This window comes from Clostridium sp. SM-530-WT-3G, assembly GCF_012843905.1.
Taxonomy (GTDB): Bacteria; Bacillota; Clostridia; order Clostridiales; family Clostridiaceae; genus Clostridium.
In genome coordinates this window covers 1-568 of sequence record NZ_JABAGC010000105.1, presented here as the reverse complement: position 1 = coordinate 568, position 568 = coordinate 1, and the positions used below count along the sequence as shown (strand labels likewise).

Below are 568 nucleotides of genomic sequence, written 5' to 3'. Positions count from 1 at the left end.
GAATCTTTGCAATAAGTTTGGTACTACTATTGAAATAATAGATAATACTGAAAAAACAGAACAACAAGAATTAGTTGAAGATTTAGTTCAGATAGTAACTGTTTTTAGTTGTAGACTTCAAGGCAAGAGAGCTAATAAAGCTAAAAAAATGATTAAGGAGTTGATTGAAGATGATAAAGACATTAAAGATAATGCTGATTCCAAATAATAAGCAAAAGTCTAAACTATTTCAATCGGCAGGCGTAGCCCGCTTTGCTTATAACTGGGCATTAGGTCGAGAACAAGAGAATTATAAAAATGGTGGTACTTTTCTATCTGATTATGATTTAAGAAAAGAATTTACTAAATTAAAATCTACAGAAGAATATAAATGGCTTAATGATTATTCTAATAATATAACTAAACAGGCAATAAAAGACGCTTGTTTAGCTTATAAGAGATTTTTTAAAGGTCAATCATCTTTTCCTAAATTTAAAAGCAAAAGAAAATCCAAACCAAGTTTTTATATGGATACTGATAAAATTCAGTTTACAGATAAAACTGTTAAACTTGAAAAAATAACATTAAG

The 568-nt window shown here is 27.5% G+C and carries 1 protein-coding gene and 1 pseudogene; both read left to right on the top strand.

Features of this window, described 5'->3' with window-relative positions; genetic code table 11:
• A pseudogene (locus HF850_RS15425) lies at positions 1–208 on the top strand (IS607 family transposase); the annotation flags it as partial.
• A partial coding sequence (locus HF850_RS15420) for a helix-turn-helix domain-containing protein (RefSeq protein ID WP_169106291.1) occupies positions 171–568 on the top strand: 398 nt, incomplete at its 3' end. The pseudogene HF850_RS15425 and the gene HF850_RS15420, both read left to right, overlap by 38 nt.